Origin of the sequence: uncultured Roseobacter sp. (assembly GCF_947493125.1) — a bacterium.
Lineage (GTDB): Bacteria > Pseudomonadota > Alphaproteobacteria > Rhodobacterales > Rhodobacteraceae > Roseobacter.
Map to the genome: position 1 here is coordinate 132687 of NZ_CANLQB010000010.1, position 6774 is coordinate 139460.

Genomic DNA, 6774 nt, shown 5'->3' on the forward strand with positions numbered 1-6774 from the left:
TCCGTGTCGAGCTCGTAGTCTCCGAGACTGATATGGTATCAGTGCTCGAGATTGCCTTTGATGCCCAATTATAAAAAACCTATGGAGAAGCTGTGTTGAAAACGACGTTTCTCGTGACTAAGCGGCGCGCTGGGTGAGGATAACCTACCCGCGCTGGGTTGTTGTGCAGCCACAAACCGAGACGACTGCTGCAACACCGATCATAAGGAGGCGGTAATCCCGCCATCCACAAAAACCGTCGTACCGTTCACAAATGACGATGCATTCGAGGCTAGGAAGATGCAGGTGCCGACCAACTCTTCGACCTTGCCCCAGCGGCCGGCGGGTGTGCGCTTCTCCAACCATGCAGAGAACTCCGCGTCGGCGACGAGCGCTGCGTTCAAGGGTGTGTCGAAGTAGCCGGGCGCCAGGCCGTTGCATTGGAGCCCGTGCTTCGCCCAGTCGGTCGCCATGCCTTTGGTCAGGTTCGCCACTGCGCCTTTGGTCATCGTGTAAGGTGCGATGCCGGGCCGTGCCAGGGCCGTTTGCACCGAGGCGATGTTGATGATCTTGCCCTGACTACGCCCGATCATGTGCCGCGCGCAGGCTTGCCCGACGTGAAAGACGCTGGCGATATTTGTTTGCATCAGGCGCTCAAAGGCGTCGGCTGGGAAGTCTTCCAGCGGGGTGCGGTGCTGCATGCCCGCGTTGTTCACCAGAATGTCGATGGCGCCCGTTTCCGCCTCGAACCCGTCGACGGCGGCGCGCACGGCGTCATGGTCGGTCGCATCGAAGGGCAGCGTGTGGATGGCGCCGCCGAGTGTTTCGGCCGCAGCCTGCAGCTTGCCGGCATCGCGCCCGTTTAGCACCACCTCGGCGCCCGCATCTTGCAAGCCCTTGGCAAGGGCAAAGCCGATACCCTGAGAAGAGCCCGTGATCAGGGCGCGCCGCCCGCTCAGGTCAAACAGATTTAGGCTCATCGGGGTCCCTCTTTGCGCTCGACGTCAATTTCGAAGCTGGTTATGTTACCGGTAACGCACGAAGTCAAGTAAGCTGAGGGCTACGAAAAAAGTGGCTCAGGAGGGGACATCATGAAATCGCTGGTGATCCACGCGCCCCGTGATCTGCGGATCGAAGACAAGCCTGAAGAGACACCAGGCACCGGAGAGGTTCAGGTCGCGATTGCGGCGGGTGGGATTTGCGGGTCAGACCTGCACTACTACCAGCACGGGGGATTTGGCACGATCCGGATCAAGGAGCCCATGATCCTCGGGCATGAGGTGTCAGGTCATATCACCGCACTTGGATCGGAGGTCTCGGGCCTCGAGGTCGGTCAGTTGGTGGCCGTGTCACCGTCCCGTCCCTGCGGCAAGTGTCGCTATTGCGAGGAAGGAACGCAGAACCACTGTTTGAATATGCGGTTCTACGGCTCCGCGATGCCTTTTCCGCACATCCAGGGCGCGTTTCGTCAGGTCCTTGTTGCAGATCAGCGGCAATGCGCCCCGGCCGATGGGTTGACAACAGGTGAAGCGGCGATGGCAGAGCCGCTGGCCGTCTGTTTGCACGGGGCGCGGCAGGTCGGGGAGCTCTTGGGCAAGCGCGTTCTGGTCACCGGTTGCGGGCCCATCGGGTTGCTCTGCATTCTGGCGGCGCGGCGTGCCGGGGCGGCGGAGATTGTTGCTACTGATCTGACAGATTTCACCCTCAAGATGGCCGCGGACAACGGTGCTGACAGGGTGATCAATATGGCGAGCGCGCCAGACGGGCTGGCGGGCTACGAGGCTGACAAGGGGCACTTCGATGTCCTCTTCGAATGCACCGGGGCCGCCCCCGCGCTTGCTGGCGGGATCGCGGTGCTCCGTCCGCGCGGTGTGATTGTGCAACTGGGGCTCGGCGGCGATATGACGCTGCCTGTGCAGGCCCTCACGGCGAAGGAGCTGCGCCTTTGTGGGTCGTTTCGCTTTCACGAGGAGTTCTTCACCGGTGTCACGCTGATGCAGAAGGGCCTTATCGACGTGAAGCCACTGATCACCCAGACGCTCAATCTGGAAGACGCGGTCAAAGCCTTTGAGCTGGCCAGCGATCGCACCCAGGCCATGAAAGCACAGATCGCCTTCGCCTGAGTGGGCTTCCCGGCCTGCAGGCCGCCATCCTGATATGAAAAAGAGGGGACAATCCGATGTCATTCTTCGAGGTGTATGACCCGGTCTTCGGACAATACGTGATGGGCAATGCACCGGTCAAACAGCTCGCGACCGGATTTGATTGGGTCGAGGGTCCGGTGTGGTTTGGCGATGCCGGGTGCCTGCTCTTTTCGGACATCCCCAACAACCGGATCATGCGCTGGACGCCGGACGCGGACGTCACCACCTATCGAGCCCCGTCGAACTATGCGAACGGGCATACGCGGGATCGGCAGGGGCGCTTGATCTCCTGCGAGCATGGGCAGCGGCGTGTGACACGGACAGAGCTAGACGGCAGCCTTACCGTGATTGCCGACAGACATGATGGCAAACCGCTGAATTCTCCCAACGATGTGGTGGTGAAGTCCGACGGCAGCATCTGGTTCAGCGACCCGCACTACGGGATCATGACGAACTACGAAGGCTTTGCCAGCGAACAGGAAAATCCTTGCGTGGTCTATCGGGCCGATCCCGAAACCGGCGCGCTCGACGTAGTGGTTGACGACATGAACTGCCCCAATGGTTTGGCTTTCTCACCGGACGAGTCGCTCTTGTATGTGGCCGACACGGGCCGCATGTTCAGTGACGATCCGCAGCATATCCGAGTCTACGACGTGACCGATGACAGTGTCGCCAACGGGCGCCATTTTCACACAATCGATCCCGGGGCGGCGGATGGCATCCGCGCCGACAGCGATGGCAACCTGTGGTCCTCCGCCGCCGATGGGGTGCATTGCATCGCATCGGACGGGCGGCTTCTGGGCAAGATCCTTGTGCCTGAGTTGGTCTCGAACATCTGCTTTGGCGGGCGGGCGAAACATGAGCTTTACATCACGGCGACAACCAGCGTCTATCGGGTGATCCTCAATCGGCGCGGAGTGCAAGTTCCATGAGTAGCGAGATCGGCCTCATTGGCCTTGGGACGATGGGGTCGGCCTTGGCGCTGAACATTGCCGAAAAAGGTTTTGACATTGCGGTCTTTAACCGCACTGCGCAGGTCACGCGGGACTTCCACAGCGAAGCCGGTGATTTGGCGGAGCGGATCACACCGACTGAGACGCTGGAGGCGTTTGTCGGCGCGTTGGCCGAGCCGCGGGCCATCATCCTCATGGTGCCTGCCGGCGAAATCGTGGACGCACAGATCGACGCTTTGCGGCCCCTGCTCGGCCCTGACGACCTGATCATCGACGCAGGCAACGCGAATTTCCACGACACCAACCGCCGTATGCGCGCGGCGGAGGGGCCGTTTCTCGGTGTCGGCGTCTCCGGCGGTGAAGAGGGTGCGCGCCATGGGCCATCCATCATGGGGGGTGGTCAGCGCACCCATTGGGACCGGGTGTCGCATATTCTCGAGGCGATCAGTGCAAAGTACGAAGGCACCCCCTGCGCCACGTGGATGGGCGAAGAAGGCGCCGGCCACTTCGTGAAAGCGGTGCACAACGGTATTGAGTATGCCGACATGCAGATGATCGCCGAGGTCTACGGCGTCCTGCGCGACGGCATGGGCTATGACGCCGCGCGGATCGGTGTCGTGTTTGATCGCTGGAACGACGGGCCGTTACGATCTTATCTTGTTGAGATTTCGGGCAAAGTGGCGGGCACCACGGATCCGGCGACCGGTGGCCCCCTGCTCGACGTGATTGTCGATGCCGCGGGCCAGAAAGGCACCGGGCGTTGGACGGTGATAGAGGCGCAGCATCTCGCCGCCCCGGTGCCAGCGATTGAAGCTGCCGTGGTCGCGCGCAACCTGTCGTCCCGGCGCGACACCCGCGCTGATGGCGAAGCCTTTTTCGGTGCTGCACCCAAGGCCATGCCATCCGGTACACTGGAAGAGCATCAGCTAGAGCAGGCACTCATCTGCGGCAAGATCCTCTGCTATGCGCAGGGGTTCACGATGATTTCTGCCGCATCCGAAGCGTTTGGCTGGGCGTTGCCGCTGCCCGATATCGCGCGGGTCTGGCGCGAAGGCTGCATCATCCGGTCGGATATGCTGAACGACATGGCCGACGCCTTGACACAGAACCCAGCACAAAACTTGATGTTCGCGCCGTATTTTGCCGATCATCTGAAGGCCAGCCACAACGCCCTCCGCGAGGTGGTGGCGGCAGCCTCGCTGCATGGGAGCGCCGCGCCTGCCCTCGCGTCGGGCCTTGCCTACTTCGACGCGATGCGCACCGCACGAGGCACCGCGAATATAATCCAGGGCCAGCGCGACTACTTCGGGCTGCATGGCTTTGCGCGGCTTGATGATGGCAGCACGGATCAGCATGGGCCATGGGCAGGCTAGCGCCAAGGCGCCTGCCCCGGTTTGCAGCATATGTCTTTGCCAAAAATCCGTGTAAAAACAGATCATGACCGCTGTGACTGCGCCGATTCCCCGCGATGACCTGATCGTGTGCCCACATTGCGATGCGGCCTACACGCTGTCTCGCCCCGGTCATGGCGAGCGCGCGGTTTGTCACCGCTGCGATACAGTGCTGATCATGCCACGCCGCAAGGCCGGATTGCAGATCATCGCACTGTCGGTGGCGATTGTGATCTTGATCACCGCGGCGGCGATCTTTCCGTTTCTGTCCATTTCGGCGGCAGGCGCGCGGAATTCTGTATCGATCCTCGATGCCGCCCTCGCCTTCAGCGATGGGCCGCTGGTCGTCCTGTCGCTTGCCACGGCGGCCCTGATCATCTTCGTGCCGCTCACCCGCGTCCTGCTGTCGCTCTACGTGCTGGTGCCCATCGTGATGGACCGTCCCCCGGCGCGCCACGCGGCACAGGCGTTCCGGTTGGCCGAGGCGCTGCGGCCCTGGTCCATGGCCGAGATCTTTGCCATCGGGTGCGCGGTGGCTCTCGTCAAGGTCAGCGATCTGGCGGATGTAAGTTTTGGCCCCGCGTTCTGGATGTTTGCCATCCTCGTGGTGCTGGTTGTGGTGCAGGATAACTTCCTGTGCAGGTGGTCGGTATGGAACGCGCTGAGCAAACCGAAACGGTCATAAGCGCCCGCGACCTCGGTGTCGTCGCCTGTACGCGCTGTTTGCAGGTGTGGCCTGCCGAGGTGCAGATCTGCACGCGCTGCGGGCGCAAGCTCGTCCAGCGGGACCTGAAAAGCCTGCAACGGGTCTGGGCGTGGTGGATCGTGGGCTTCATGTGCTACATCCCCGCCAACCTCTACCCCATGCTCCAGACCCGCACGCTCTTCTTCGTTCAGGAAGACACGATTGTCGGCGGCGCAATCGAGCTCATCCACTATGGCAACGTCGGCATCGCTATAATCATCCTGCTCGCCAGCGTCGCCATCCCCTTGGGAAAGTTCATGGCCATCGCTTTCCTCGCCATTTCCGTTACGCGACCCTCGAGCGTCTCCAAGACCCAGCGACAGATGCTCTATGAGGTGGTCGACTACATCGGGCGCTGGTCGATGATCGACATCTTCGTCGTCGCCATCCTGTCGTCGCTGGTCCAGCTCAAAGTGCTGGTGGCCATCAACCCCGGGCTGGCCAGTCTTTTTTTTGCGCTCTCGGTGATTTTCACTATGCTCTCGGCACAGGCGTTTGACAGTCGCATGATCTGGGATGCGCAGCAGGGCAAAGGACAACAACAAGAATGAACGACACCCCCGCCCCCGTGCCGATTGGTCCTGCGCGCGAGAGCTTTTTTGGCCGGGCTTCCATCGTCTGGGTGATCCCTCTGATCGCACTGGTCATCTCGCTTGTGGTGGCCTGGCAATCCTACAACGACCGCGGGCCGCTGATCTCGGTGGAGTTTGAGAGTGGCGCCGGTATTGCCGCCGGGCAGACCGAGTTGCGGTTCCGCGATGTGACGGTTGGGGTGGTCGAGAATGTGACCTTTGCTGAAGGCCTCGAAGGCGTTGTCGCCGAGGTGCGGCTGGACAAGGAAATCGCACCCTTCGTCGATGCAGGCGCCTCCTTCTGGGTGGTGCAGCCGGAGCTGACGATCCAAGGCGTCTCGGGTCTCGACACGGTGCTCAGCGGTATTTTCATCGAAGGCTCCTGGGACAGCGAGGTCGGTCCGGAGCGCACGAGCTTCAGGGGTCTTGAGGCTGCGCCCCTGTTCCAACCCGGAAAGGAAGGTTTGCAGATCGCGCTGCGCACGCGCCCTGGCGGGTATCTCACGGACAACGCGCCAATCCTCTTTCGCGGCATCGAGGTCGGCCGGGTCGGTCCGGCACGGATTTCGCGCACCGGCTCCTTCGCCATCGCCGAGGCCATCATCTATGAGCCGCACGGACGCCTGATTACCAATTCCACCCGCTTCTGGGACAGCTCTGGTTTCAGCGTCTCTCTTGGCCCCTCGGGCGCCGAGGTCGATTTCTCCTCGCTCGCATCCCTCGTCGGCGGTGGGTTGACCTTCGACACCTTCGTCTCCGGCGGGCGCCGGGTCACCGATGGCACCGTGTTTGAGGTCTATCCGGATGATGCCAGCGCGCGGAACAGTGTCTTCAACGCCTCCGAGACCGATCTACTGGAGCTGCGGGTCATCTTCGACGAGAACATCTCCGGGCTCACGGTGGGCGCCGCCGTGGAGTGGAGCGGGCTGCGGATCGGCTCGGTCGAGAGCCTGTCGGGCATCGTCGATTCCGATGAGTTTGGTGACAGCC

7 protein-coding genes are annotated in these 6774 nt (G+C 62.0%); 6 read left to right on the top strand and 1 reads right to left on the bottom strand.

The genetic code is table 11. From position 1 onward, the window contains the following. Positions 1-200 precede the first annotated feature (200 nt). Positions 201-959 (bottom strand): SDR family oxidoreductase, encoded by a 759-nt coding sequence (locus Q1A71_RS20325; RefSeq protein ID WP_299680994.1) that lies wholly within the window; start codon positions 957-959, stop codon positions 201-203. A gap of 111 nt (positions 960-1070) precedes the next feature. On the opposite strand from Q1A71_RS20325, the gene Q1A71_RS20330 reads away from it, so the two are divergent. From Q1A71_RS20330 to Q1A71_RS20355, 6 genes are all read left to right on the top strand, one after another. Further along, the gene (locus Q1A71_RS20330) at positions 1071-2102 is read left to right on the top strand and encodes an L-idonate 5-dehydrogenase (protein ID WP_299680997.1); all 1032 of its coding nucleotides are present in this window, start codon (positions 1071-1073) and stop codon (positions 2100-2102) included. A gap of 56 nt (positions 2103-2158) precedes the next feature. Beyond that, positions 2159-3055, top strand: coding sequence for an SMP-30/gluconolactonase/LRE family protein (locus tag Q1A71_RS20335; protein ID WP_299681000.1), 897 nt, complete (start codon positions 2159-2161; stop codon positions 3053-3055). Further along, positions 3052-4449: an NADP-dependent phosphogluconate dehydrogenase gene (gene gndA / locus Q1A71_RS20340; protein ID WP_299681002.1), complete on the top strand. Its 1398-nt coding sequence runs from the start codon at positions 3052-3054 to the stop codon at positions 4447-4449. Before Q1A71_RS20335 ends, gndA begins: the two co-directional genes overlap by 4 nt. 64 nt (positions 4450-4513) lie before the next feature. Further along, a complete protein-coding gene (locus tag Q1A71_RS20345; protein ID WP_299681005.1) occupies positions 4514-5152 on the top strand; it encodes a paraquat-inducible protein A in 639 nt (212 codons plus the stop codon). After that, positions 5119-5763 (top strand): paraquat-inducible protein A, encoded by a 645-nt coding sequence (locus Q1A71_RS20350; RefSeq protein WP_299681008.1) that lies wholly within the window; start codon positions 5119-5121, stop codon positions 5761-5763. Before Q1A71_RS20345 ends, Q1A71_RS20350 begins: the two co-directional genes overlap by 34 nt. Further along, positions 5760-6774: MlaD family protein (locus Q1A71_RS20355; RefSeq protein WP_299681011.1), on the top strand; the 1015-nt coding region annotated here is incomplete at its 3' end. The genes Q1A71_RS20350 and Q1A71_RS20355, both read left to right, overlap by 4 nt.